The 25170-nt window shown below is 69.7% G+C and carries 22 protein-coding genes; 13 read left to right on the top strand and 9 right to left on the bottom strand.

Features of this window, described 5'->3' with window-relative positions:
- Positions 1-42 precede the first annotated feature (42 nt).
- Positions 43-540, top strand: coding sequence for a DUF3429 domain-containing protein (locus tag IEV99_RS03405; protein ID WP_188516306.1), 498 nt, complete (start codon positions 43-45; stop codon positions 538-540).
- On the opposite strand, the gene pdeM is transcribed toward IEV99_RS03405, so the two are convergent.
- Both pdeM and IEV99_RS03395 read right to left on the bottom strand, forming a co-directional pair.
- Positions 537-1253 (bottom strand): ligase-associated DNA damage response endonuclease PdeM, encoded by a 717-nt coding sequence (gene pdeM, locus IEV99_RS03400; protein WP_244643522.1) that lies wholly within the window; start codon positions 1251-1253, stop codon positions 537-539. The genes IEV99_RS03405 and pdeM overlap by 4 nt on opposite strands.
- Complete coding sequence (locus IEV99_RS03395; protein WP_188516305.1) at positions 1250-3826, bottom strand: ligase-associated DNA damage response DEXH box helicase; 2577 nt, start codon at positions 3824-3826, stop codon at positions 1250-1252. Before IEV99_RS03395 ends, pdeM begins: the two co-directional genes overlap by 4 nt.
- Positions 3827-3998: 172 nt before the next feature.
- Between IEV99_RS03395 and IEV99_RS03390 the strand changes: the two genes are divergently transcribed.
- Positions 3999-4325, top strand: a complete 327-nt coding sequence (locus IEV99_RS03390) for a hypothetical protein (protein WP_188516304.1) — start codon at positions 3999-4001, stop codon at positions 4323-4325.
- A 107-nt stretch (positions 4326-4432) separates the two neighbouring features.
- Here the strand turns inward: IEV99_RS03390 and IEV99_RS03385 are convergent, their stop codons facing one another.
- Together IEV99_RS03385 and IEV99_RS03380 are read right to left on the bottom strand one after the other, a co-directional pair.
- Positions 4433-5776, bottom strand: coding sequence for an MATE family efflux transporter (locus tag IEV99_RS03385; RefSeq protein WP_188516303.1), 1344 nt, complete (start codon positions 5774-5776; stop codon positions 4433-4435).
- Between the two features lie 10 nt (positions 5777-5786).
- Positions 5787-6053, bottom strand: a complete 267-nt coding sequence (locus IEV99_RS03380) for a DUF6460 domain-containing protein (RefSeq protein WP_188516302.1) — start codon at positions 6051-6053, stop codon at positions 5787-5789.
- 143 nt (positions 6054-6196) lie between these two features.
- On the opposite strand from IEV99_RS03380, the gene IEV99_RS03375 reads away from it, so the two are divergent.
- The gene (locus tag IEV99_RS03375; RefSeq protein ID WP_188516301.1) at positions 6197-7141 is read left to right on the top strand and encodes an alpha/beta hydrolase; all 945 of its coding nucleotides are present in this window, start codon (positions 6197-6199) and stop codon (positions 7139-7141) included.
- Between the two features lie 22 nt (positions 7142-7163).
- Here the strand turns inward: IEV99_RS03375 and IEV99_RS03370 are convergent, their stop codons facing one another.
- On the bottom strand, positions 7164-7820 hold the full coding sequence (locus IEV99_RS03370) for a response regulator transcription factor (RefSeq protein ID WP_188517629.1): 657 nt from the start codon (positions 7818-7820) through the stop codon (positions 7164-7166).
- Positions 7821-8030: 210 nt separating this feature from the next.
- Between IEV99_RS03370 and IEV99_RS03365 the strand changes: the two genes are divergently transcribed.
- The 3 genes from IEV99_RS03365 to IEV99_RS03355 all read left to right on the top strand — a co-directional run bounded on the left by IEV99_RS03365 (position 8031) and on the right by IEV99_RS03355 (position 10318).
- The gene (locus IEV99_RS03365; protein ID WP_188516300.1) at positions 8031-9413 is read left to right on the top strand and encodes a hypothetical protein; all 1383 of its coding nucleotides are present in this window, start codon (positions 8031-8033) and stop codon (positions 9411-9413) included.
- Between the two features lie 100 nt (positions 9414-9513).
- Positions 9514-9687 (top strand): hypothetical protein, encoded by a 174-nt coding sequence (locus IEV99_RS03360; RefSeq protein WP_188516299.1) that lies wholly within the window; start codon positions 9514-9516, stop codon positions 9685-9687.
- 25 nt (positions 9688-9712) lie between these two features.
- Positions 9713-10318 carry an SCO family protein gene (locus tag IEV99_RS03355; protein ID WP_188516298.1) on the top strand — a complete coding sequence of 202 codons (606 nt, stop codon included), beginning with the start codon at positions 9713-9715 and terminating at the stop codon, positions 10316-10318.
- Here IEV99_RS03355 and IEV99_RS03350 read toward each other — a convergent pair.
- Positions 10263-12350, bottom strand: coding sequence for a glycosyltransferase family 2 protein (locus tag IEV99_RS03350; RefSeq protein ID WP_188516297.1), 2088 nt, complete (start codon positions 12348-12350; stop codon positions 10263-10265). The genes IEV99_RS03355 and IEV99_RS03350 overlap by 56 nt on opposite strands.
- Between IEV99_RS03350 and IEV99_RS03345 the strand changes: the two genes are divergently transcribed.
- From IEV99_RS03345 to IEV99_RS03335, 3 genes are all read left to right on the top strand, one after another.
- Entirely contained in the window at positions 12349-13200 is an 852-nt protein-coding gene (locus IEV99_RS03345; RefSeq protein WP_244643521.1) for a transporter substrate-binding domain-containing protein, read from the top strand. The genes IEV99_RS03350 and IEV99_RS03345 overlap by 2 nt on opposite strands.
- A 116-nt stretch (positions 13201-13316) precedes the next feature.
- The gene (locus IEV99_RS03340; RefSeq protein WP_188516296.1) at positions 13317-15032 is read left to right on the top strand and encodes a lysine--tRNA ligase; all 1716 of its coding nucleotides are present in this window, start codon (positions 13317-13319) and stop codon (positions 15030-15032) included.
- A 3-nt stretch (positions 15033-15035) separates the two neighbouring features.
- Positions 15036-15797: a TSUP family transporter gene (locus IEV99_RS03335; protein ID WP_188516295.1), complete on the top strand. Its 762-nt coding sequence runs from the start codon at positions 15036-15038 to the stop codon at positions 15795-15797.
- On the opposite strand, the gene IEV99_RS03330 is transcribed toward IEV99_RS03335, so the two are convergent.
- Positions 15778-16419: a S24 family peptidase gene (locus tag IEV99_RS03330; protein ID WP_188516294.1), complete on the bottom strand. Its 642-nt coding sequence runs from the start codon at positions 16417-16419 to the stop codon at positions 15778-15780. The two genes, IEV99_RS03335 and IEV99_RS03330, sit on opposite strands and share 20 nt — an antisense overlap.
- A gap of 158 nt (positions 16420-16577) precedes the next feature.
- On the opposite strand from IEV99_RS03330, the gene IEV99_RS03325 reads away from it, so the two are divergent.
- Genes IEV99_RS03325 through IEV99_RS03310 form a run of 4 tightly spaced genes read left to right on the top strand, consistent with a single transcriptional unit; the run spans position 16578 to position 20831 of the window.
- Entirely contained in the window at positions 16578-16919 is a 342-nt protein-coding gene (locus IEV99_RS03325; protein ID WP_188516293.1) for a DUF952 domain-containing protein, read from the top strand.
- Positions 16916-18034, top strand: a complete 1119-nt coding sequence (locus IEV99_RS03320; protein ID WP_280514627.1) for a quinone-dependent dihydroorotate dehydrogenase — start codon at positions 16916-16918, stop codon at positions 18032-18034. The genes IEV99_RS03325 and IEV99_RS03320 overlap by 4 nt, the downstream gene beginning before the upstream one ends.
- Positions 18035-18084: 50 nt before the next feature.
- Entirely contained in the window at positions 18085-19146 is a 1062-nt protein-coding gene (locus IEV99_RS03315; RefSeq protein WP_188516292.1) for a ligase-associated DNA damage response exonuclease, read from the top strand.
- Positions 19143-20831: a cisplatin damage response ATP-dependent DNA ligase gene (locus tag IEV99_RS03310; protein WP_188516291.1), complete on the top strand. Its 1689-nt coding sequence runs from the start codon at positions 19143-19145 to the stop codon at positions 20829-20831. Before IEV99_RS03315 ends, IEV99_RS03310 begins: the two co-directional genes overlap by 4 nt.
- A 135-nt stretch (positions 20832-20966) precedes the next feature.
- Here IEV99_RS03310 and IEV99_RS03305 read toward each other — a convergent pair whose 3' ends face one another.
- Both IEV99_RS03305 and IEV99_RS03300 read right to left on the bottom strand, forming a co-directional pair.
- On the bottom strand, positions 20967-22694 hold the full coding sequence (locus IEV99_RS03305) for an alpha/beta hydrolase (protein ID WP_188516290.1): 1728 nt from the start codon (positions 22692-22694) through the stop codon (positions 20967-20969).
- Positions 22695-25166, bottom strand: a complete 2472-nt coding sequence (locus IEV99_RS03300; RefSeq protein ID WP_188516289.1) for a glycosyl hydrolase 2 galactose-binding domain-containing protein — start codon at positions 25164-25166, stop codon at positions 22695-22697.
- Positions 25167-25170 lie beyond the last annotated feature (4 nt).

Genomic DNA, 25170 nt, shown 5'->3' with positions numbered 1-25170 from the left:
CGACGGCTTGGCTATCGCTGCGCCTGACCTGCAGGAGTGACTATGACCGAACCCGCCGCCACCCCGGCCGCCGCCGACGACCGCGCGATCCCGACCAGCGCCATGCTGCTGGGCGGCGCGGGCGTGATCCCATTCGTGGCGCTGGGCGTCGCCTCCCTGGTGCAGGCCGAAAGCCGGCTCGGGCTCGCGGCTGGTTTCTTTCGCGCGGCCCTGGTCGGCTACGGCGTGGTGATCACGTCGTTTCTGGGTGGCGTGCGCTGGGGCGTCGGCCTGCTGCTGCCGGATCGCAAGCAGGCGCCGAGCCTTTTCGCGATGTCGGTGCTGGCGCCGCTGGTCGCCTGGGGGGCGCTGTTCATGCCTCGCCCGCACGATCTCGTGGTGCTGATCGGCTGCTTCCTGGTGCTTGGCGTGTCCGACATCGCGCTAGCGTCGCGCGGCTCCACGCCGCGCTGGTACGGGACGCTGCGGCTGCTGCTCACAGCCGCCGTGGTGCTGGTGCTGATCGGCGTCCTGGCGCTCACGCCCGGCCTGGAAGGCTAGTCCGGCCGCAACTGCGCCGGAGACACCGCGTAAACGCGCTCCGATCCGACGACATGGGCGGTGAACCGGCGTCCAAACAGCGGCGCGAAGGCGCGGTCAAGCACGTTGAGCCCGCCCGCATAGGCGCCGAAGGCCGGCATGACGCAGCGCCGACCGTCCGACACGAAGCAGCGTCGGCGAACCGCGCGGCCACGCCCGACCACTTTGGCGGCCGGATGAAGATGGCCGGACAGCTCCGGCCCCGCACCGCTCGCCGACGGTTCGTGCCGGAACGTCACGCCGGCGATCGCAAGCGTGTCGTAAGCCCGTCCTCCGAGACCTTCCGGCGCGACAGGGTCATGGTTGCCGGCAATCCAGATCCAGTCCGCGCCGGTCTGCAGGATGCGCAAGGCCGCGAGATCCTCGGGCGGCATGCGCTCAAGCGCCCGGATGTCATGCAGGCCGTCGCCCAGCACCAGCACAGTCGCGGGACGGAACCGCGCCACCACGGCGGCGAGCGACGCCAGCGTGGCGCGACTGTCGTAGGGCGGCAGCATGCGGCCGCGCTGCGCGAAGGCGGAGCCCTTTTCGAGATGCAGGTCCGCGACCACGAGCATGCGCTCGCGCTCCAGAAACAGCGCGCCGGAGCGGCAGGCCGCGAACACGAGTTCGCCGACCGCGAGGGGCGCCTCGCAAGCTTCGCCGGTCGCCCAGCTCAGGGGACGCGCGTTCACGCCGGAGTTTTCCCGGCCAGCGCCTCGTCCATCATCTCCGCTTCCGCCTCGGCCAAGATGTCCTCCGCCGCCTCGCCATAAACCGCCTCGCGGCCGATCTCGAGCATGACCGAGATCGCAAGCGGCGAGACCCTCTCGAGGGCTTTGTGCACGATTCGCCCCCTGATGCGCGACAACATCCCGGCGAGGCGCTTCAAGTCGAGGAGACCTGTCGCCGCATCCTGCCGCGTCGCCTTGAGCAGGATATGGTCCGGCTCGTGCCGGCGCAGCACGTCGTAGACGAGGTCCGTCGACATCGTGACCTGTCGGCCTGTCTTCTCTTGGCCGGGATGCCGGCGCTCGATCAGCCCCGCGATGATGGCGCATTGGCGGAAGGTGCGCTTCATCAGGGCGGACTCGTCCAGCCACTCCTCCAGGTCGTCGCCGAGCATGTCCTCGGCGAAGAGGTCGGCGAGGTCGAGCCGCCCCTGCGCGATCGCGGCGCTCATGTCCGAGAGGGCCCAAACGGCGAGCCCGTAGTCGGTGGCCACGAAGCCCAATGGACGCAGGCGGGCGCGTTCCAGTCGCCGCGTCAGCAACATCCCAAGCGTCTGGTGCGCCAGCCGGCCTTCGAACGGGTAGGCCACCATATAGTGCCTTCCCGCGCGAGGGTAGGTCTCGACCAGGAGGTCGTTCTGGCGGGGCAGAATCGAGCGCAGCCGCTGGTTCTCCAGCCATTCGGCGACGCCCCCCGGCATGCGGCTCCACTCGGACGGATCGGCCAGCATGGCGCGGACGCGCGCGGCCAGAAAGGTCGAGAGCGGGAACTTGCCGCCCGCGTAGCTCGGCACCTTGGGGTCCGTGCCGGCCGGGGCGCGCGACACCACGACCTCGTTGTCGGCCAGCGCCTCGAAGCGGAGCATCTCGCCGGCGAAGATGAAGGTGTCGCCCGGGATCAGGTTCTCGGCGAAATATTCCTCCACCTCGCCCAGCACGCGGCCACCGCGCGCGATGACGCCCGGCGAGCCCGGCCGCGCATGCTTGATCCTGCCAAGGCGCACCTTCAGCGAGGCGGCCTCGATGATGGTGCCCACGTTCATCCGGTATTGCTGGGCGACGCGCGGGTTCGAGACGCGCCAGAGGCCGTCGGTCCCCTTCCGGATCTTGGCGAAGCGATCATAGGTCGCCAGCGCGTAGCCACCCGTCGCGACGAAGTTCATCACCCGATCGAAATCATCGCGCTCCAGCCCCGCATAGGGGCTGGCCGAGGACACCTCGGCGAAGAGGTCGTCAGCGTCGAACGGGCCCGCGCAGGCCATCCCGAGCACGTGCTGCGCCAGCACGTCGAGCGCGCCGACGCGGGCGTCGGGCGTGTCCTGGGCGGCGACCTCGACGGCGTCGAGCGCGGCCCGGCATTCCATGATCTCGAAGCGATTGGCCGGCACCAGAAAGGCCTTGGACGCCTCGTCCATCCGATGATTGGAGCGACCAATGCGCTGCATCAGCCGGCTCGCGCCCTTGGGCGCGCCGATGTTGATGACGAGGTCGACGTCGCCCCAGTCGATGCCGAGATCGAGCGTGGACGTGCACACGACGGCGCGAAGCTTGCCGGCCGTCATCGCGGCCTCGACCTTGCGGCGCTGGGCGACATCGAGCGACCCATGATGCAGCGCGATGGCGAGACCATCCTCGTTGATGCGCCAGAGCTCCTGGAACATGAACTCGGCCTGCATGCGGGTGTTCACGAAGACCAGCGAGGTCTTGTGGGCCTGGATGGCGGCGTAAACGGCCCCCATGGCGTGCACGGCGTTGTGGCCGGCGAGCGGAAGGATGCGGGCGCCTTCCAGAATGCGGATCAGCGGCGGCGCGCCGCCCTCCACCACGACGAGGTCGGCCATCGGAGGGTCGCCGTCCGGCGCTGCAGCGTCATGACTTTCCGGCGGCGTGGCGCCATGACTCTGCGGCGCCAGGTAGCGGCGCAGGTCGTCGGGCTCCCGAACGGTTGCGGACAGCCCTACGGCCGTCAAGCCGGGAGAGAGACGGTTCAGCCGCGCCAGCCCCAGCGACAGCAGGTCGCCGCGCTTGGACGTGACGAGCGCGTGCAGTTCGTCCAGCACGACACGACGCAGATCGCCGAACACCGTCTGGGCGTCGCGATGCGCGAGCATCAGGGCGAGTTGCTCGGGCGTGGTCATCAGGATGTCGGGCGGCCGCTGCATCTGCCGCGTACGCTTGTGCGAGGGGGTGTCGCCCGTGCGCGTTTCGATCCGGATCGGCAGCTCCATCTCGGCGATGGGCGCCTCGAGATTGCGGGCGATGTCGGTCGCGAGCGCCTTCAAGGGCGAGATGTAGAGCGTGTGCAGCCCCCTTCCCTTCAGCCCTCCAGAGGGCGCATCGGCCAACTCGATCAGGCTGGGGAGGAACCCAGCGAGCGTCTTGCCTGCGCCGGTCGGGGCGACCAAGAGGGCGGAGCGGCCGGAACGCGCCCGCGCCAACAAGGACAGCTGGTGCGGACGCGGCGCCCATCCGCGCGCCGCGAACCAGCGCTGGAAGCGCTCTGGGAGAAGGGCGGCGTCGGGGGTTGGGGCGTTCACCGCCTTTAGGTAGCGCTCGAGCGGCCGGACGTCATCCCTGGCGACGCCTCGGCCGGTGTGCGGCCCCACACATCGGCCGGGCCGGGCTCAGGGCATTGTCCCGCCATGGCCGAACACAAAGCGGCCCACGCCAACACGGGGCCTCCGGCCCGCCACTCAGGAGTTCGCCGCCATGACCGTACTTACCGCTCTGCCTTCCTACGCCCGCAAGGTCCTGATTGGCAGCCTGGCCGCCCTCGCTTTCGGCGGCGGCGTGGCGGCGACCGCGACGCCCGCCTCAGCGGGCGGCTGGGGCTACCATCATGGCGGCGGCTGGGGCTATGGCGGCGCTGCGGCGGCCGGCGTGGTCGGCGGTCTGGCGCTGGGCGCCCTCGCGGCGTCCGCCGCTCGCCCCACCTATTATGGCCCGGTCTATGTGGCGGGCGACTGCTACGTCGTCCACCGGCGCGTCCTGACCGACTATGGCTGGCGCCGAGTCCGCCGCACCGTTTGCGACTGATCCCAGGATCGGTTTTCGAACGGCCAGGTCGCGGCCTTGAACCTCCACGCGACCTGGTCCCGACGGCCCCGCGTTGCCCCCGCGGGGCCGTCATTCGTTCCGATTGGTCAGGCTGTCGGAAAGGTCCGTCGCGCCAGTCCGGGATAAAGCCACCACTGGCCAAAGCCGCGCACGCCGAGGAACACCAGGAAGGCGATCCAGAGCCCCGCATTGGTCCAGGCGCCCGCGAGCGCGACGCCGCCGTAGAACACGGCCAGGTAGATCGCCAGGGCGGCCAACATCAGGTTGCGCATGGCCGCAGTCCAGGTTGCGCCGACGTAAACGCCGTCGAACGTGAAGGCGGCGGCTCCAATCAGCGGCGTCAGCGCGGCGAGCGGCAGGTACAGTTTCGCGGCTTCGCGTACGGCCTCATTCGTCGAAATGGCGTCGATGAACGCCGAGCCGCCGACGAAGGCGGCGGCCGAAACCACTGCTCCGACCCCAAGGCTCAGCCCCAGCGTCAACCCCACTGTCCTCCGGAACCCGCGCTCGTCGCGGGCGCCGACGGCCTGGCCGCACAATTGCTCGGCCGCGGTCGCGAAGCCGTCCAGGAAGTAGCTGCCGATCAGGAAGAGGTTGTACAGCACGGCGTTGGCGGCCAGCGCCACGTCGCCTGCCCGTGCGCCCTGGGCGGTGAAGAACGCGAAGGCGGACAGAAGCGCTACGGTCCGGATCGCGACGTCGCGGTTGACGGCCAGCATGCGGCGCAGCGCCGGCCCCTCCACAATCGCGCCCCAAGCCAACCCGCGCGGCAGGCCGCCGATGCGGCGCAGCAGCAGCACGCCGCCGAGCAGGCCGATGGCCTCGGCCAGGAGCGTCGCGAAGGCCGCGCCCTCGATGCCCCATCCAAGACCCGGCACGAACAGGATCGTGCCCGCCACCTTGGTGAGGTTGAGGCCGACCTGCAGCAGCAAGCCGAGATCGGTCCGGCCGCGCCCGATCAGCGAGCCCAGGATGGCGTAGTTGCTCAGCGCCAGCGGCCCCGACCAGATCCGGATCGCGATATAGGCGCGCGCCGCCGCGTCAACGGCTGGACTGGTGTCCATCAGCGCAAAGGTCGCCGCCATGATGGGCCGTTGCAGCACGATCAGGACAACGCCGAGCGAGACGGCCAGCGCCAAGGCCCGTGCGAGCGCCAGGGCGACGTCCCTGTCATCGCCTGCGCCATGCGCCTGGGCGGTGAGCCCGGCGGTGCTCATGCGCAGGGAGCCAAGGCCCCAGAACAGCATGTCGAACAGCACCGCTCCGATGGCCACCGCGCCGAGCAGATGGACCTCGCCCAACCGGCCGATCACCGCCGTATCGACAAGGCCGATCAGCGGCTCGGTCAGATGGGCGAGCATCAGGGGCGCGGCGAGCGCGATGACGCTCGCCGCCGTGGCCGCGACGGGCCGGCGGGCGCGCTCCAGCATCAAACCGGGCTCAGTTGCGGCCGAAGAGCCGCATCAACAGCCAGATCGGGATCACGATCACGGCCCCGTAGACGAAGTAGCGGAAAACCTCGCGCACCGCGCCAAAGCCAAGATCCATCACGCGATCGACGAGATCACGCAGCCCCCGCAACAGGTCGGGCGGCGTCAGCCCGAACAGGGACAGAAACGCTCCGACCAGAACGGACATGAAGATCAGCTTCACGAGCACCGCGCCCGGCGAGCCGCCGAGCATGCGAGAAAAGTCCGAGTTGGCCATCAGCGTCTCCAGCCCGCGCAGATCGGGCGATTCCACGCCGTCAAGGATAGCACGATCGCGGCTGAATCACGGCCATGACGCTCTGGACCTCCCGCCGGAAGGACGGTTCTATGGCGCCCCACGCTAGCGACCGGAAAAACCGCATGCTCGTCGACCCCAGCGCATTTGATCCCGCCACGGTGGATCCGGACACGCAGAAGCTGAACGCCGAAATTCTGGCCAAGCTGACCGGCCTGCCTGATCAATGGTCCGTGCCGCCCGCGGTTGTGCGCGAGCGCCGCAAGCAGGGGCTCGGCGCGTTTCCGCTGGTTCCGCCCAGCCCACGCGCCCGGACGCTCGCGATCGAAGGTCCGGGCGGCGTGCTGGAGCTGCGGGTCATCGCCCCGGACGCACCGACCGGGGTCTATCTCCACATTCACGGCGGCGGCTGGGTGTTCGGCACGGCCGACATGCAGGACGACCGGCTAGAGCGCCTGGCGCAGAACTGCGGATTGGCCAGCGTGTCGGTCGAATACCGGCTCGCGCCCGAGAACCCCTATCCGTCTGCGCCCGATGATTGCGAGGCGGCTGCGCTGTGGTTGTTGCGCGAATGCCAGTCTCGCTTCGGGACCGATCGGCTGTTCATCGGCGGCGAATCCGCGGGCGCTCATCTCGCCGTGGTGACTCTCCTGCGCCTGCGCGACAAGCACGGGCTCACGCCGTTTCGCGGCGCGAACCTGACGGCGGGCTGCTACGATCTCGCCCAGACGCCGAGCGTACGCCGCTGGGGCGACCTGAAGCTCGTGCTGAATACGCGCGACATCTTCCTGTTCGCCCAAAACTTCCTGCGGCTGAAGGGTGACCTTCGCGACCCGGACGTTTCGCCCATTCATGCCGATCTCGCCGGGTTGCCGCCGGCCCTGTTTTCGGTGGGAACGCGCGATCCGCTGGTGGATGACAGCCTGTTCATGGCGTCGCGCTGGACGGCGGCCGGCAATGCGGCCGAACTCGCCCTGTGGGCCGGCGGCGCGCATGTGTTCATCGGCTTTCCGGGGCCGTTGACCGAGAAGGCGCTGGCGAAGACGGATGCGTTCCTGAACGGGCTCTGACCGCGGCGCGGCGCGCCGTCCGCTACTCCACGGCCACCGGCTGCCCGGCCGCGATCTTGGACGCCGCGATCACGGCCTGCGTCCGGCTTTCGACGCCGAGCTTCTGCAGGATTGCGGAAACATGCGCCTTCACGGTGGCTTCCGACACGCTGAGCTCGTAGGCGATCTGCTTGTTGAGCAGCCCCTCCGACAGCATCATCAGCACGCGGACCTGCTGGGGCGTCAGGCTGCCGAGCCGACGCACGAGATCGCCGGTCTCCCGATCCATCGGCGACGACATGTCGACATCCGGCGGCGTGTACGCGCGCCCGTCGAGCACGTCCCGAATGGCGCCGCGCATGGTTTCGACGTCAACGCTCTTGGGAATGAAGCCCGACGCCCCGAACTCGATGCAGCGGCGGATGACGCCGCGGTCCTCGTTGCCCGACACGACCACCACCGGCGTGCCGGGATGCTGCGCCCGCAAGTACATGAGCCCCGAAAAGCCCTGCACGCCCGGCATGCTGAGATCGAGCAGGACGAGATCGAGATCCGCGCCCTTGCCGAGGCAGTCGGTGACGTCCTCGAAGGTGCCGGCCTCGACGATGTCGGCTTCGGGCACCACTCCGGCGAGCGCGGTTCGCAGCGCGCCTCGCACAAGGGGGTGGTCGTCGGCGATCATGATCCGAGTCTGTGCCATCGCGCTCAAGCTCGCCTCCCCCGGTGGAACCTTGTTGAAGCCGGTCCGCATTGTGAACATTCCGCGAAGACGTTAGCCTTCGCAAGGGCTCGGCGCATCGGCGAAACTCCTGATGGCCAAGCTTACGACCAAGCTTAAACGCAAGGGTGCGTCTATTCCCATTTGCAAAGAGATTTACTTGCAAGCGATGCGTGCGGGATTTGCGATTCAATGATGACGTCTCCCGTGGTCTTTGCGCGGTTCGCCGCCCTGGCTCTTTTCGTGACCCTGCTTTCCGCCGCCTCGGTGCTCGTGATCGAGCGGCTCGGCGTACCGTCGTGGGCGCTCGCGGCCGGCGCCGCGGTGGTGACGATCGCGCTGGTTGTCGTGAGCGGCCTTGTCTCCGGGACCATGCGCCTGCCGGAGTTCCTGACGCAGAACCGGGCGCTCCCCTCGGCCGGGGTCACACTGGCGACGGCGGCGCTGCTGCCCTTTGGCCTCCCGGGCCAGCCGGCGCTCGGCGTCGCCGCTGGACTCGTCCTGGCGGCTTTCCTGCTCGGCCCCGTGCTGCGCCGGTCGGGCGCGCCGACCTGGCCGTGTTTTCTGGGGACGCGCTACGGCAGCCCGGCCCTTCGGGTCGTGGCGGCGGCGGTGCTGGCCGCGGCCGCGCTCGGGCTCGGGGCAGCCGCCCTCGGCCACGCGGCCGACGTTCTCGCGCGCCTGTTCACGCTGACGCGCCCGCAGGCGGCCGTTCTGGGCGGCCTCGTGCTGGCGTTCACGAGCCTTCCGGGCGGATCGCGGAGCCAGTCACGCGCCGGCGTCGCGCTGGCGCTGGTGGTTGCGACATGCGCGGCCGCGCTCTGGGCCACCCAGGCCGAAACGGCGCCGGAGCGCATGATCGGGCTCCTGTCGCCGTTGACGCGCCCGGGCGGCGCGGCGCTCGCCGTGGGCGCGGCCCTCAGCGCGCTGGCGTTCCCGGCGTTCCAGACGGTATGGCCCGGCATCGACAAACCCGCAGACATGCGGCTCGCGCTTCTCTGGGCGTCGATCACGGTGTGCCTGATCGCGTTTGCGGCTGGGCCGGCCTCCGCCACTCCGGTTGGCGTTTTCGGGCCGATCGCAATGGAGATCCTGTCCCTGGCCGCAAGCCTTGCGGCCGCCGGAGCGTTGCTGCTGGCCGCCGGGCAGGCGATGGGCTTTGATTTTCGCCCTCGGATCGACCGGCGGCGCACGCCCGCATCGGCGCGCTTCGCGTTGATCCGCTTCGCCACCCTGGCGTCCATCGCGCTCGCGGCAGGCGCCGTCGGCTGGGCCCCGGGCGTCGCGGCCACGCAGGCTGAAGCCGCGGCGGCGCTCACGGTCGGCGCGCTGCTCCCGCCCATCCTGCTCGGCGTGGCCTGGGATCGCGCGACAGCCGCAGGAGGCTTTGCGTCGCTCGGGGCCGGGCTCGTCGTGACGCTGGCGCTGATCGACGGTCGGCTGGAGCCTTCGGGTCTTCCGGCATCGGCCGGCGTGGTGGGCTGCGCGGTCGGGCTGGCGGCCGGCGCGGCCGCAAGCCTGTTCACCCGCCGGTCGGCCGTCCTGCCGAGACCCCTGACGGACGACATGCTCTGACGCGGGCCCGCCAATCGCGGATTGGCCAAGCGGCCGCGTGCGCCTATATCAGGGGCACGTTCGAGGCATGCGGCTTCAACTGGCCCGCGGAGCATTCGCGATGACGCAACCCGCCGAATGGGACGACGCCGGCGCCGGCCGGCGCGGGCTCCACGTCGCCTTGTGGGCGGGCGTGGCCGCGAGCCTCACGGGCGCGGGCCTGTTTCTGTGGGCCGCGCAGGGCGAGATCGTCTTCACCGACGTGGTGTCGTCGGCGCTGGCCTGGTGCTTCTGACCTCCTCACGCTTCGAGTTCACCCCATGACCGACCCCGCCCCGAAAAACGCGAACCGGCTCGTCCTGCCCCTCGTGGCGTTTCTGTTCGGGGTGATCGGGCTCGGCGTGGCCGCCTACGTGGCGCTTGCGCCAGGCGCGCAGCAGAACGCCGCCGGCGCGGTGGGCGGGCCATTTCGCCTCGTCGACCAGGATGGCAAGCCGGCCACGGAGGCGATCCTGAAGGGCAAGCCGTCGCTGATCTTCTTCGGCTTCACGCATTGCCCGGACGTGTGCCCGACCACGCTGCAGGACGTCACCCAGGTGTTCGACGCGCTGGGTCCGCAGGCCGACCGCCTCCAGGCGTTCTTCATCACGGTGGATCCCGAGCGTGATACGCCCGAACTGATGAAGACCTACCTGTCGAGCTTCGACAAACGGATCACCGGACTTTCGGGCGACCGCGCCGCGCTGGACCCCGTGCTGAAGGCCTACCGGGTGTTCTCCCGCAAGGTGCCGCTGGAAGGCGGCGAATACACGATGGACCATACGGCGCTGGTCTACCTCATGGACAAGAACGGCCGTTTCGCGGGCGCGTTCAACCTGCAACGCGCGCCCGCCGATTCGGCCAAGGACGTTCAGCGGTATTTTTGAGCGGGCGTGGGATGAGCACGCGCCGTTCGCTGGATCTCGCCGGGGGCGACAGCCCGTGCTCGGTTTTGTTCCAGCCCTGCGGATTGCGGGCGAGTTCCCAGGCCGCCCGCCACGCCGCTGCGCACATCATGAAAAGATAGAAGCAGAATAGCGCCAGGTCGCCAGCCCCGAACCGCAGTTGCGCCCCGCGGGCGCCCAGGCCCAACGGCAGAACCAGCGCGACGACGCCAACGGCGAAAACCAGCACGGAAACGATCGCGGCCGCGCCGTCGACCGCTCCGGACGGGTTCAGGAGCGAGCCGTCGCAGAGCTTCCAGCACAGGGTCGCGAGGAAGAATGGAAAACCCATCGCGGCCAGAACGAGCCCCACCGTGTGCGAAACGATCATAAGCTTCTCGAACGGTGATGCGCGCTCCTGGCGGAAAACGGCGCGGCCATGCACGAGGGACGACTGCATCCAGCCCTTCAACCAGCGGCTGCGTTGCGCCATCCAGGCCCGGCCGGTGATCACAGCCTCCTCGCGGGTCGTGGACGCGAGCGCGCCCACCGTCCAGCCCAATCGGGCCAGCCTCAGTCCAAGATCGGCGTCTTCCGCAACGTTCCAGGCATCCCAGGCGAGAACGCGACGCAGGACGTCGACGCGAAAATGGTTGGACGTGCCGCCGAGCGGAATGGGGACGCCCAACCTTGCGAAACCGGGGATGATGACCCTGAACAAGGCGGCATATTCGAGCGCAAACAGGTGCGCGAGCCGGCAAGCCGCGTGATTGTGCGGCGCCAATCGCGCCTGCAGGCATGCAAGCTCTCGGGGCGCGGCGGCGAAGCGGGCCGCCGCCAGGCGGAGCTGATCGCGATCGGGCAGGTCTTCGGCGTCGTACACGACGAGAAGCGCTCCGGTGGCGCTGCGCAAGCCGATATTGAGCGCGCGCGGCTTCGTGCGCGGCAGGCCCGGAGGGCAAATCACGACGGCGAACTGGGGAGGCATCGCGAGCCGGCCCGCGGCCGATAGCGTTTCGGCGTCATCCGCTTCGACCAGCAGCTTGATGTCGAGCTTTTCGGGCGGGTAATCGAGCAGGCTCAACGCCTGCACGAGTTGCCCAAGCACCCGTCCTTCGCGGTGGAGCGGGGCGAGGATCGTATAGCGCGGCAGGGCGACGTCGCTCAGGGGCGGGCATGGGAGATCACTGCCGCGGGCCTTGCGGCAGGCAGCCAGTCGCAGAGCAGCGCCAAACAGAAAGAGCGCTCCACAGAGCAGCAGCAGAACCGAGATCGTCAATTGCGGCGACGCCGCAACGGCGGCGAGCAACCCGGCCGCCAGGCTCCCCAGACAATAGCGCTCGCGCCGCGTGCACCCATCCCGCACGGACAGGAGCGGCGATGCTTCCGGCAAGGCGTTTGCGGCTTCATGCGCCATCCGGGCCTCGATGTCGGCCCGCAGCGACGATGCGAGGCGCGACGGCGTGGTGACGCCGGCTCCCGGCATCAATCCGCCCGGACGGGCGCGCTCGAGCAACCGGTCGAGCGCCTCCCCGCGCGGCGCCAGCGCGAAACGCGCGCCAGACCCGGGCGCCAGCGGGGCGGCTCCGATGTTCAACGCCGGCACGGGAAGCGCCGGATCGGTCGCAAAGCTGCGTAGAAAAGGCGCGCCAATGCGCCGCGCCAGACCGCGGTAGAACGCCTCCTCGCTGATCAGGCCCGCGCCGATGACGATTTCATCGAGCGGCCGGCCGGTCGCTTTCGCCCGCGCAAGACATGCGGCCGCGTCGGCGATCGGCACCCCGATCTCGGCGAGAAAGCTGAGCGTGTGCGGCAGCGCGGGCGCGCGCTGGCGAGGGGAAAATGCTATGTGGCTCATCGGCAATTTCCGCCCGGCAAGCATCGGTGTAATACCGAAAGGGTAGAGCGAATATCGATGCCTCAGAGTGAAGAGTCTCACATTGATCAATTTGCAACCTAACCTATACAGAAAAGACAGGGTCTGGTTGCGTAGCCGGCGGCTTGTCGCCGTTCTGCTGATTTGCTTTGCCTTCATGCCGATGTCAGCTCCGGCGACAGCGCAGACGCGCAGCCCAGATCCAGGCTCCCAGCCGCAATCCCCGGCGCAGGCCGCCGCGCAGGACAAGGTTTTCATCCCGGGCTTCTGGGATCCGGCGCAGCGTCCGGACAAGCCTGACCTGTCGGCCATCCGGGTCATCCGCTTCCTCACAGAGGATGATTACCCGCCCATGCATTTCCTCACCGAGGAGGGCAAGCTGGCGGGCTTCAACGTCGACCTCGCGCGCGCGGTGTGCGACGCGCTCAGCGTCGCCTGCACGGTGCAGGCGCGGCGCTGGGACACGTTGTTCGACGCGCTGCGCGAGGGCCGGGGCGACGCCATCGTGGCGTCGCTGCGGGTCACCCCGAAGCTGCGCGAGAGCTATGGCTTCACGTCGCCCTATCTCAGAACCCCGGCCCGCTTCGTCGGCCGTGCGGGCGCCGCCCTCGATCCGTCGCCGGCCGCGTTGGCGGGCAAGACCGTCGCCGTTGTGGCGCGCTCGGCGCACGAGGATTTCGTCGAGACGTTCTTTCCCCAGGCGCAGCGCAAGCCCTTCGACGATCTCGACCGGGCGCGCGCGGCCTTGATGCGCGGCGACGTCGACCTCCTGTTCGCGGACGGCCTCACGATGGCGATCTGGCTCAACGGCCAGGAGGCGGGCGACTGCTGCGCCTTCGTGGGCGGCCCCTATCAGGAAAGCCGCTGGTTCGGCGAAGGCGTCGCGATCGCGACGCGCAAGAACGAAGTCGTGCTGCGCCGCGCCATCGACTGGGCCCTCCAGCGCGTCGCCGAGCGCGGCGTCTACGCGGAAATCTACCTGCGGTATTTCCCGGTGGGGTTCTACTAGGCGGCGCGGCGCGCCTCCGCATTGACCCTTCGGCCCCGGGTTCCTATGGTCCGCCGCGCCCGGGCCAGCGATGGCGGCCGGGCTTGATCCCGTTGAACGCACCGAAAGTCCCGCTCATGTCCGCGCCCGCGACCGACCAGCCGCAGACCCTCCAGGAGGCCGCCCAGGCCGGTCTCGCGTGGCCGTTCGAGGAAGCGCGCAAGCTGGTGGAGCGCATCAAGCGCTCGGGCAAGACCGAGGTGCTGTTCGAGACCGGCTACGGTCCGTCGGGCCTGCCGCATATCGGCACCTTCGGCGAGGTCGCGCGCACCACCATGGTGCGGCACGCCTTCCGGGTGCTGACGGACGACAAGATCCCGACGCGCCTCGTCGCCTTTTCGGACGACATGGACGGGCTGCGGAAGGTGCCGGACAACGTCCCCAACAAGGAGCTGCTGGCCGCCTCGCTTGGCAAGCCGCTGACCCAGGTTCCCGACCCGTTCGGCACGCATCCGAGCTTCGGCGAGCACAACAATGCCCGGCTGCGGGCTTTTCTGGACGCGTTCGGCTTCGACTACGAGTTCCTGTCGGCCACCGACTGCTACAAGGCCGGCCGCTTCGACGCGACCCTGCGGCTGATGCTGGAGCGCTATGACGCCGTGATGGCGATCATGCTGCCGTCGCTGCGGGCCGAGCGGGCGCAGAGCTACTCGCCCTTCCTGCCGCTGCACCCGAAGACCGGCGTGGTGATGCAGGTGCCCATCGACGAGGTGAACCGCGAGGCCGCCACGATCGTGTGGCGCGACCCCGACAGCGGCGAGCGCTTCGAAACCTCAGTGCTCGGCGGCGCCTGCAAGCTGCAGTGGAAGCCGGACTGGGCGATGCGGTGGGTGGCGCTGGGCGTCGACTACGAGATGGCCGGCAAGGACCTGATCGACAGCGTGAAGCTTTCGGGCGAGATCGCGCGGGCGCTCGGAGCGACGCCGCCGGACGGCTTCAACTACGAGCTCTTCCTGGACGACAAGGGGCAGAAGATCTCGAAGTCGAAGGGCAATGGCCTGACGATCGACGAGTGGCTCGGCTATGCGAGCCCCGAGAGCCTGTCGCTGTTCATGTACAACAAGCCGCGCGAGGCGAAGAAGCTGTTCTTCGACGTGATTCCGCGCGCGGTGGACGACTACATAGGCTTCCTGGAGCGCTACCAGAAGCAGGGCCTTCGTGAGCAGCTGGCCAATCCGGTCTGGCACATCCACGGCGGGAACCCGCCCGCGCCCGAGACGATCCACAGCGCCGACGTCAACGCGGCCGCCACCACGGTGACGTTCGGCATGCTGCTCAACCTGGTCGCGGTGGCGAATTCGGAGGACCCGGCCGTGCTCTGGGGCTTCCTGCGCCGCTATGCGCCGGGCGCCTCGCCGGAGGCGAACCCACGGCTCGACAAGCTGGTGCGCTACGCGGTGGCCTATTTCCGCGACTTCGTGCGGCCCTCGAAGGTGTACCGCGCTCCGACCGAAGCGGATCGCGCCGCCCTGGAGGACCTCTCGGCCGCTTTGGCCCAATTTGAGGGCTCGACGGACGGCGACGCCATCCAGTTCGCCGTGTATGAGGTCGGCCGCAAGCACTTCCCCGACACGAGCGGCAAGTCCAAGAGCCCGGACGGGCGTCCCGGCGTGTCGCAGCAGTGGTTCTCGATGCTCTATCAGATCCTGCTCGGGGCCGAGCGTGGGCCGCGCTTCGGCTCCTTCGCGGCGCTGTACGGCGTGGCCGAGACCCGCGCGCTGATCGCCAAGGGGCTATCCGCCGGGCTGATCGCCGAGCACGAGGCGTTCCTGGCGTCGCGCAAGCCGGCCTGATCGGTGGTTTTCGGGCCGGCCCTGGTCGCGGCGCTCGGCGGGACCGTTCTGGTCACGTCGTTTCTGTCGGGCATCTTCGGCATGGCGGGCGGGATGATCCTGCTCGGCGTGCTGCTGCTGATGCTGGACGTCGCGCCCGCCATGGTGCTGTTCGGGACCACCCAGATGGCCTCGAACGGCTGGCGCACGCTGTTGTGGCGGCGTTTCGTCCAGTGGGGGATCTTCACCGGCTACCTTGTCGGCTCCGTGGCGGCCTTCGCGGTCATGAAGGCGATCGCGTACGTCCCCGACAAGGCGACGATCTATCTCGGCCTCGGGCTGCTGCCCTTCGTGGCCGAGCGCATGCCGCACGGCTTGCGGATGGACATCACCCGCCGCGGCGCGCCGGTCTACTGCGGCGCCATCATCATGGTGCTGCAGCTCCTGGCCGGGGCCGCCGGCAACGTGCTCGACATCTTCTTCCAGAACAGCGGACTTGACCGCAAGACGATCGTGGCCACCAAGGCGGCGACGCAAACGGTCGCGCACCTGCTGCGCGTGGCCTATTTCGGCAGCTTCGCGAGCCTTATGGACGAGAGCCTGCCGTGGTGGGTCTACGCTCTCGCGATCGCGACCGCCTTCGCGGGCACGTCGCTGGCCGCGATCGTGCTGCACCGGATGAGCGATGCAGGCTTCCGCTGGTGGAGCCGGGTCATCATCCGCACCGTCAGCCTCACCTACGTGGCGCGAGGGCTGTGGCTGCTCATCACTGGCTCGCCCACATGATGCGGGCCATCCAGACCACGTCGGCGATCGGAATGCTGCGTTCGGCGTGATCGGGGTTGAGCGAGACGAGCTCGATCGACTTGGCGGTCTTGCGCTTCAGCTCCTTGGCCATCACCTCGCCGCTCGCGGTTTTCACCACCACGCGATCGCCGCGGCGCACGGAGGCCGAAGGCGAGCACACGATGACGTCGCCGTCGCGGTAGAGCGGCAGCATGGAATCGCCGGTCACTTCCAGCGCGTAGGCGTCGCCCTCCGGCAGGTCGGGAAAATCGACCTCATCCCAGCCCTCGCCCTTGGGCAGGCCGGCGTCGTCGAAGAAGCCGCCCGCGCCCGCCTGGGCGAGGCCGAGCAGCGGCAGCGAACGGCTCTTATACTCCACCGTGCGTGGCGCGATCAGCGCCATGAATTCCTCGATGCTGGCGCCGGTGGCGTCCAGAACCTTGGAAATGGACTCGGTGGACGGCCATCGGTCGCGCCCGTCCGGGGACGTCCGCTTGGATTTATTAAAGGTTGTGGGGTCGAGCCCTGCCCGCCGGGCGAGGCCGGAGGCCGAAAACTGGTATTTGGCCGCAAGGGCGTCGATCGCCGCCCAGACCTGGGTGTGTGAAAGCCGCGTGGTCATGCAAAAAGGCCTCCGGACAAGTGGGAGGATCATCATCCGTCTTTATGGATTTAATCCCACTGCCTGCGGAATGCAACAGCGCTGACGTGCGCGGGGTTTATGAACCGTTGATCATTGCAGGCGCCATGGCTTAAAGCCGGAGGACATTCGGGGGGCGCATGCTCATCTACAAGATTGTTCCGGCTGCGCTGTGGCGCGCCGCAAAAGAGGCCGGCGCGTTTGCGGGAGCGCCCGTGGACCTGGCCGACGGCTACATTCATTTCTCGACCGGCGCGCAGGCGCGCGAAACCGCCGCGAAGCATTTTGCCGGGCAGGCCGACCTGCTGCTGGTGGCCGTCGAGGCTGACGAACTGGGCCCGGAGCTGCGGTGGGAGCCGTCGCGCGGCGGGGCGCTGTTTCCGCATCTCTACGGGCAGCTGCCGGTCGCGGCGGCGCGCAGCGTCAGGCCGCTTGGACTCGGGCCAGACGGCGCCCACCTGTTTCCGGAGGACGTGGCGTGATCGGACGGTTCCTCGCCGGGCGTCTCGGCGCGCTCGCCTTGCCGATGCTGCACCGGCTCGACGCCGAAACCGCGCATGGGATGACCATCCAGGCGCTCTCGCGCCTGCCCGCCCTGCCGGCGCCACGGCCCGACGCCCGCCTACGGGTCGCGGCTTTCGGGCTGGATTTCACCAATCCGCTCGGCATTGCGGCGGGTTTCGACAAGAACGCCGAGGTTCCGGACGCCATGCTCGGGCTGGGCTTCGGCTTCGCGGAAGTCGGAACCATCACGCCGCTGGCGCAGGCCGGCAATCCACGGCCGCGGGTGTTCCGGCTGCCGGGCGACGAGGGCGTCGTCAATCGCCTCGGCTTCAACAACGCCGGCCATGCGGCGGCTCTCGCCAGGCTCCAGGCCCGGGCCGGGCGGCCCGGCATCGTGGGCGTTAATATCGGGGCCAACAAGGATGCGGCCGACCGCGCCGCCGACTACGTGCGCGGGATCGAGACGTTCGCGCCCGTGGCGACCTACTTCACGGTGAACATCTCGTCGCCCAACACGCCCGGCCTGCGCGACCTGCAGCACGAAGCGGCGCTCGACGATCTTCTGGCGCGCGTGCTCGCGGCCCGCGACGCCGCCGCGGAGCGCCACGGCCGCAAGCCGGTGCTGCTGAAGATTGCGCCGGACCTCGGGCTGGCGGACCTCGATTCCATTGTCGCGGTGTCGCGGCGCCGGGCCATCGACGGCCTGATCGTGTCCAACACCACGGTGAGCCGGCCGACCACGCTTCGCGAAACCGCAACCGCCCGCGAGCAGGGCGGCCTGTCGGGCCGGCCGCTCTTTGCGCTGTCGACCCGCATGCTGGCGGCGGCGCATGGGAGGGTCGAGGGCGCCTTCCCGCTCGTGGGCGTGGGCGGCATCGACTCGGCCGAGACGGCCTGGACCAAGATCGAGGCCGGCGCGACGCTGATCCAGCTCTACTCCGCGCTGGTCTACAAGGGCGCGGGGCTCGTGGACGAGATCCTGGCCGGGCTCGCGCGCGCGCTCGCGAGCGAGCGGCTGGACAGCCTCGCGCCCGTGGTCGGGCGACGCGCGGCCGAGCTCGCGGAGCGGCCGGCCGAGGGCTGGATCGGCTGAGCCCGCGCCAACGCTCGCCGTCGCGGGGACGCAGCCCTACATAGTCGGGCATGCGCCCCTCCGAGTTGCTCACCCTCACCCCGTCCGGCCTCTACTGCCCGCAGGCGGACGCCCATATCGATCCGGTCCGTCCGGTGCGGCGGGCGCTGATCACGCACGGGCATTCGGACCACGCGCGCGCCGGGCACGAGGCCGTGCTGGCGACGCCCGAGACGCTGGCCATCATGGCGGTGCGCTACGGGGTCGACTTCGCGGGCTACACGCAGGCGGTCCGGCTCGGCGAGACCGTGGACCTGAATGGCGTGAAGGTGAGCTATCACCCGGCCGGCCACGTGCTCGGCTCGGCCCAGATCGCGCTGGAATGCGAGGGGCTGCGCATTGTCGCGTCGGGCGACTACAAGCGCGCCCGCGACCCCACATGCGCGCCCTTCGAGGTCGTTCCCTGCGATGTGTTCATCACCGAGGCCACCTTCGGGCTGCCGGTGTTCCGCCATCCCGACACGCGCGACGAAGTCGCCAAGCTGCTTGCTTCGGTCCAGCTCTTCCCCGAGCGCGCCCACATCGTCGGCGCCTATGCGCTCGGCAAGGCGCAGCGCCTGATGGCGTTGATCCGGGAGGCTGGCTACGACCAGCCCATCTACGTTCACGGCGCGATGGAGCGGCTCACCGAATTCTACCAGCAGAGCGGCGTGCCGCTGGGCGAGATCCGGAAAGTTCAGGCGGCGGAGCGGCCGAAGCTCGGCGGCGCCATCGTGATCTGCCCGCCCAGCGCCACCCAGGACCTGTGGGCGCGCAAGTTTCCGGATCCGGTGACCGCCTTCGCGTCCGGCTGGATGCGGGTGCGCGCCCGCGCCCGGCAAAAAGGCGTGGAGCTGCCGCTCGTGGTTTCGGACCACTCGGACTGGGACGACCTGTGCCGCACGATCCTGGACACCGGAGCCGGCGAGGTCTGGGTCACGCACGGCCAGGAGGACGCGCTGGTGCACTGGTGCACGTCGCGAGGCATCCGGGCAAAGCCGCTGCACATGCTCGGCTATGGCGACGAGGGCGAGGTCGAGCCCGATACGGCCGGCCCCGCCGACGCGCCCCCGGTTGCGGAGGCGGCGTCGTGAACCGCTTCGCCGAATTGCTGGACCGCCTCGGCTACGAGCCCGGCCGCAACAACAAGTTGCGGCTGATGACGGAGTATTTCCGCACCACGCCGGACCCCGAGCGCGGCTTCGCGCTTGCCGCGCTGGCGGGCGGGCTCTCCTTCGCCAACGCCAAGCCGGGCTTGATCCGGGCGCTGATCGCCGAGCGCACCGATCCGGTGCTGTTTGGCATGAGCTACGACTATGTGGGCGACCTGTCCGAGACGGTCGCGCTGCTCTGGCCGAGCCCACGCGAGGTGCATGAGCCGGGGCAGCCCGCCATCGGGCACAACCGGCCGCCGCCGAGCCTCGCCGAGGTGATCGAGAGCCTGCAGGCGAGCCACAGGTCGGATCTGCCAGGCCTCCTGTCGCGCTGGCTCGACGGGCTAGACGAGACCGGTCGCTGGGCCTTGCTGAAGCTCATCACCGGCAGCCTGCGCATCGGCGTGTCGGCGCGCCTCGCCAAGAGCTCGGTGGCGGCGCTGGGGGATCTGGAGCCGAACGACATCGAGGAAGTCTGGCACGGGCTGGAGCCGCCTTACGAGAGCCTGTTCGCCTGGGTGGAAGGCCGCAGCCCCCGGCCGGAGGCGACCGACCCCGCCCCATTCCGGCCGCCGATGCTGGCGCACCCCATCGACGACAAAGATTTTGACGGCCTCGACGCCCGCGTGATGACGGCGGAGTGGAAGTGGGACGGCATCCGCGTGCAGGCGGTCGGCGGGACGCGGCCGGATGGCCGACGCGTGCAGCGGCTGTTCTCGCGAACGGGGGAGGATATCTCGAAGAGCTTCCCCGACCTCGTCGAGGCGATCGACTTCGACGGCGCCATCGACGGCGAGTTGCTGGTGCTGCGCGAGGGACGCGTCCAGACCTTCAACGTGCTGCAGCAGCGGCTGAACCGGCAAAGCGTCTCGCCCAAGATGCTGGTGGAGTTCCCGGCCCATGTGCGGGCCTATGATCTCCTGCACTGGGGCGGCGAAGACCTGCGCCCCCTGCCGTTCTGCGAGCGTCGAGAGCGCCTGGAGACCATGCTGGGGAGTCTGGAAAACCCCCGCTTCGACATCTCGCGGCTGATTTCGTTTGAAACCTGGGAGGACTTGGCGGCCGCGCGCGCCAACCCGGCCGAGGCCGGCGCGGGCGTTGACGCCGCTGCGGTCGAGGGCTGCATGATCAAGCGCGCGGACAGTCCTTATGTGCCGGGGCGGCCCAAGGGGCTCTGGTACAAGTGGAAGCACGATCCGCACGTGGTCGACGCGGTGCTGATGTACGCCCAGCGCGGCCACGGCAAGCGCTCGTCCTTCTACTCCGACTATACGTTCGGGGTGTGGCGCGAGGGCGCCGGCGGCGACGAGCTGGTGCCGGTCGGCAAGGCCTATTTCGGCTTCACGGACGCGGAGCTCGCCGAGCTGGACCGCTTTGTTCGCCGCAACACGGTGAACCGCTTCGGGCCGGTGCGCGAAGTCACGCACGAGCCCGACAAGGGACTTGTGCTCGAGATCGCGTTCGAGGGCCTCAACCGCTCGACCCGGCACAAGTCCGGCGTGGCGATGCGCTTTCCGCGCGTGTCCCGCATTCGCTGGGACAAGCCGCCGGCCGAGGCGGACAGGATCGAGATCTTGGAGAAATTGCTCCAGCGCGAGGGGGAAGCGGAGGAGACGCCGGCTTAGAGGCGGAGCAGGAACTTGTAACCAGCTCTTGCTTGGTCGCTTGGCTGCAAAGCCCCCGATGCTCCTCAGGATGCGGGGATTGTAGGTGGCTGTAACGTTGCCGACGCTGCGGGCTTACGGCCTTTCCGGAAAAGCTTAAGCCGCCACCGAGCGCTCCGCCCCAGCCTTTTCCACCCCGGCCAGAAACTCCTCGACGCAGCGCGCATAAGTCTCGCGGGCGTGGCGCGGCGTGAGGTTGTGGTCGGCGCCCGGGATGATGCGGAGGCTCAAGCCCGGCAGGGCTTCGGCTTCGCGGCCGCCCGGGCCGATGTGGCGGGCGAGTTCGTCGCGGCCGCCATCGTCCTCGCTATACACGAGCAGCACGCGGCAGCCGCGTTCCGACAACGCCTCGAAGGCCCCTCGCACGGGGTTCGGGCCGGCGGCCCTGCGGCTTCGCGCCAGTCGGGCGCGAGCGGCGCGCCAGCCCCGGCGGGCGAGTTCGCCCGCGATGCCGGCCACCTTGACGTCTCCGGCGACGATGCGGCGCCAGACTTCGCGGTTGGCGATCCTGGCGAGGTAAAAGCCCGTCGCCCGATAGCTGTCGCGCATGGCGGCGTCGAGCGACTGGCCTTCGCGCCAGCTGAAGATCTGGTTGTTGAGCATCACAAGCCCGGCCACCCGCGGGTCAGCGACGGCGGTATGGAACGCCCGGTAGGCGCCGCTGCACTGTCCGGCTAGCGTGACCGGGCCAAAGCCGCGCGCCTCGAGCCAATCCAGCGCCGCGACCACGTCCTCGTGCGACTGATCGGCGTAATGGATGCGGTCGCGACCATCCGTCGGCCTGGGCGCATCGCCGAGGCCGAGCAGATCCATCCGAAGCGCCGCGACGCCGCCGAGCGCGACCTTGCGGCAGAGGTCGACCGTCTGGCGCGCCCAACCGGTGTGGGGGTTGCCGCCCGCATTGAGGACGAGCAGAACGGGACGGCCCAGCGCAGGCCCGCGCGGCTGGGTCAGCACGCCCGGAAGGCATCGCCCTGGTCCAAAGGCGACGAGTTCCTCCGTGAAGCCATCGCCCGCCAGCAGCGCCGGCGGGGCGATGCGCGGCAGGCGCGGAGTCGCGGGCCCAGCGCCATCGGCGAGCCAGGCCGTCAAGGCGCGCCAGTCCCGGCTTGGAACCAACGAGGTGGTGGGATCCCGCAGTAGCGCCGTCTGCCCTTCGAAGGCGAGCGCCTCGATGACGGCGCCGCCGGACCCGAGCGCAGCGGCGACGGACGGCGCTCCGTTTTCGGCTGCGATCAGCACCCGGCTGCCCGGCGAGGCTGGCGCGCTGCGCCAATCCAAGGCTTTCAAGGCGTCGATCGTCCCGCTGGAGAGCAGGAAACCAGCGGTCTCGACGCCATCCACCGCTTCGTCCTCGACGACGGAGCTGACGCCGGGCGGGGCCAGCAGCGACGACAACGCCGTTATCTCGCGCCCATAGGCGCGTCCCGAAAGAGGCGGAGCCAGCAGGGCGAGGCCGGATATATCCTTCCGCGCCGCCGCATGGGCGGCCAGCAGCGCGCCGAGCCGCAGGCCGACCAGATAGACCTCCCGCACGCCGGCCTCGCGCCGCAGCGTCGCGACGGCGTCGCCGATGGACTTGAGCCATGCCGCCACGCGATCCGGATCGGAGTCCCGGCCCAGCGAATCGGCGACGCCGGGATAATCGAAGCGGAGTGTGGGAAGGCCGGCCGCCGCGATCTCGTCGGCCAGGAGGCGCCAGGCATGGCGGGCGCCGAATTCCTCGAAGCCGTGAGCGGCGCAGAGCACGACGCCGCGCGAGGATGGCGCGGAGGCGGGCCGATGAAGCCAGCCCGCGCAGGAGCCGAAAGCGAGCGGAAGCATCTAGGCGGTCCGGTAGGGGAAGGAAGCCACGGCGTTCACGGCCGCCACACGGCCGGCAGGCGTCGCGTCCCCGGCGCTGCGCGGCGTGAGGCGGATGCGCTTGTCGCGCCCCGGTGGGAGGTGGAACCAGTTCTCGTCGGGACAGAAAGCCTCATCGATCACGTGCACCGACTGGGCGAAGCGGTCCGCGGCGACCAGCAGCGACCAGCCCTCGCGGTCGCGGTCGACCTGCACCGAAAGCGCAACGGGAACGCGGGTCGCGCCACGCCCTTGCGGGAAGTGGAAGGCGTCGGCCAGCACCCGCCCGGTCGCCGCATCCGCTAGGGTCGCCACGCAGACATCGTGGGCCGGCGGCCCGAAGCGGTATGCGTAGGTGACGTCGAAAAACGAGCCGAGCAAGGCGGCCGAGCCGAGCGTCTGGCCAGAGCCGGGCGGCAACAACACCAGGCGTTCGCCGCGCGCCACCGGCGTCGCCCCCTCGCGGAGGCAGGAGAAGCTGAGGACCGCCTCCACCGGGCGCGGCGTGTCGTTGGCGAGGTGCAGCGTCAGCCCGTTGACGCCTTCGTCCGTCATCGTGAGTTGCACGGGGCGGAACGCCCGCTTCAAGGCCCAGAAGGCGGATTTCGGCTCGCCGGTCGCGTCGATGACGCCCCAGCCGGCGCCGGGCCACAGGTCCCGCAGGAACCAGACCAGGCCGCCCCGGGTGGGCGAGCCGGGCCGGCGCCACTCGGCGAAGGTCGCCTCCATGACCTCGGCGGTGGTCGCGCGGGAGAGAGCGAGGAAGCGCTCCGGGTCTTCGGTGCGCAGGCGCGCCGGATCGACGCCAAAGAGCAGGCCGAGATAGTGGTCGCGAACGTCCTCGAAGTCCCACGCGGCGCCGACGTCGCGCGGGGTCCGCGCCTTCCAGCGCGGATCGTGGACGGCCGGCACGGGCAGATGCCGATCGAGCGTCACGGGTTCGGGCACGTTGGCGAAGGCCAGGCACTCGGAGGCGAAGCGCACATGGGCGCGCCGGGCGTCCTCCAGCGGGCGGCGGTAGGCGCCGACGCCGTAGTAGTGGGTGACGCCCTCATTCGCCGCGAAGGGCAGGTCGCCGCCCCAGGGCGATCCTTCGACATAAGGCACATCCGGCCGAAGCGCCGCGACGGCGGCGGGCAGGATCTCGCCCGTGAGCGGGCCGGACCAGGCTTCGGGCGGGTAGCCCAGCATGGCGGCCTGCTGGGCGATCTCGCTGCCGCCGCACAGCACGGCCAGGCAGGGCGACGCCTGCGTGCGCAGGAGGAACTGGCGCGCTTCCTCGGCGACGCCGGCCGCGAAGGCGGCGTCCGCGACGGGATAATCGAGGTTTGCGAACATGAAGTCTTGCCACACCAGCAGGCCGAGTTCGTCGCAGAAGGCGTAGAACGCGTCCGTCTCGTAGACCGTCACGCCGCTGATCCGCAGCATGGTGAAGCCGGCGTCGCGCAGCTGCGTGAGCGCGTCACGCAGCGCCTCGGGCGAGGCGTTCAGCATCAGGACGTCCAGTGGCGTCCAGCACGCGCCGCGGCAGAACACCGGGCGGCCATTCACGACCAGGCCGAAGCCCTTGCGGTCGGGGCCGCTGTCCACCGCGATAGCGCGGAAACCAACGCGGCCGAGATCGAGAACCGTTTCGCCGATGCGCGCCCGCACGGAATAGAGCGGCTGGGCTCCGTAGCCGTTGGGCATCCAGGGATCGACGTTGGCAAGGTGAAGTTCGCCTTCCAGCCGCCCGGATGAGGCCCGGCGCAGAGGCGATTCCGCGCCGGCGCAGACCAGAACGGCCGGCGAGCCCTGCAGGTCACCCGCGAGATCCAGCGAGATCCGGACCACGCCTCCCTCCCCGATCGGCTCGGCGCGCAGGTCGACCAACCGAATGTGCAGGTCGCAGGTGCGCCGGATGCGGCTGATGGGACGCCAGGGCCCGACCACGTCGACTGGCGGACACCAGCCGGGCATGTGGCCCAGCAGCGTGGTGCGCAGATGGCGCAGACCGTCGCCCGCGATCATGGCCGAGCGCCAGCGCGGACGCGGGCGGGAGGCGGAGGCCCTTGCCGCGTTGGCCCTGAACGCGATCGTGAGCGTGTGGGCGCCCGACAGAGTCGCCTCGACCGCGTGGGCGAGGAACATGTTGTCCGAGACCAGGATGCGCTCGTTGTCCAGCCAGACCTCGGCGAGCGTCGCCAAGCCGTCGAAGCGGAGGATTTCACAGCCCTGGCCCTGGATCGAGGCCCGGCACCAGACGTCATTGTCGTGGAGCGGGACCGGCTTGTCGAAGCTCCAGCGGCCGTCAGCCGCAAGCGCGCCGACGGCCGTGCCTGGAACGGCGGCCGCGAACCATTCGAGATTATCGGCCAGTTCACCGGGCGTAGCCGCCGAGCCGGCCGGCGTGATGGCCATCGCCCAGCCGGCGATGGGCTCGACGATCTCGGCGGAGGACGACCAGCGCGCCATGGCG

It is taken from the genome of Alsobacter metallidurans, from assembly GCF_014636935.1.
In the GTDB taxonomy this organism is placed as follows: Bacteria; Pseudomonadota; Alphaproteobacteria; order Rhizobiales; family Beijerinckiaceae; genus Alsobacter; species Alsobacter metallidurans.
Note: the sequence above shows the minus strand (reverse complement) of the source record. Positions and strands in the feature narration are given on the sequence as shown.